Raw genomic sequence first — 531 nt, 5'->3', positions numbered from 1 at the left:
CGTTTCGGTTTGGAGGGAGGGGGCGCCGAAGGCACATCCCATTTCCAGCTCCAGAACATCGCATAAGGCTTTGATGTGAATCATGGCGCGCGGTCTTCTTCGGGTTCCGTTGAACCAATGCCCGAGCGTGGCAAGCGCAGGGGGTTTGGCGTCCGGTGGCCATGCGTACCTGTCGAGCCGCTCGAACACGTCTTCGACTGTGAGGCCGAGGTCGCGGCGGCGTGCGTCGATGGTTTCCTGGAAAGACCTCATAAAGCGATGACTTCCTTGACTGAGATGGCCGTCTAAAGCGTAGGTCCACCGCTTGCGCGGCGCTCATCCGTATCGTATGGTTGCGGTCTATCCGAAACGGATAGTTGTGCCTGATTTGCTCGCAGTGAGCGTCCCCTTCCCCTTCCCCTGGGTCGGCCATCCTGCATCAGGTGAGCAAAGGCTATTGTGACGTGGGTGGCATGGCACGTTGTTGGTGTGGACACCGGCAGGATTGATGACGCTGTCGCCCGGCTGGCGTTGATGCGTGTTCGTGCCTGA

Annotated in this window: 1 protein-coding gene; it reads right to left on the bottom strand. The window is 59.7% G+C overall.

Annotated elements, in window-relative coordinates:
- On the bottom strand, nucleotides 1–252 hold a 252-nt coding region (locus tag RMZ43_RS36075), incomplete at its 3' end, for a hypothetical protein (RefSeq protein ID WP_428851041.1).
- Nucleotides 253–531: the final 279 nt, after the last annotated feature.

The organism is Nostoc sp. CmiVER01, from assembly GCF_034531135.2.
GTDB lineage: Bacteria > Cyanobacteriota > Cyanobacteriia > Cyanobacteriales > Nostocaceae > Nostoc.
Note: the sequence above shows the minus strand (reverse complement) of the source record. Positions and strands in the feature narration are given on the sequence as shown.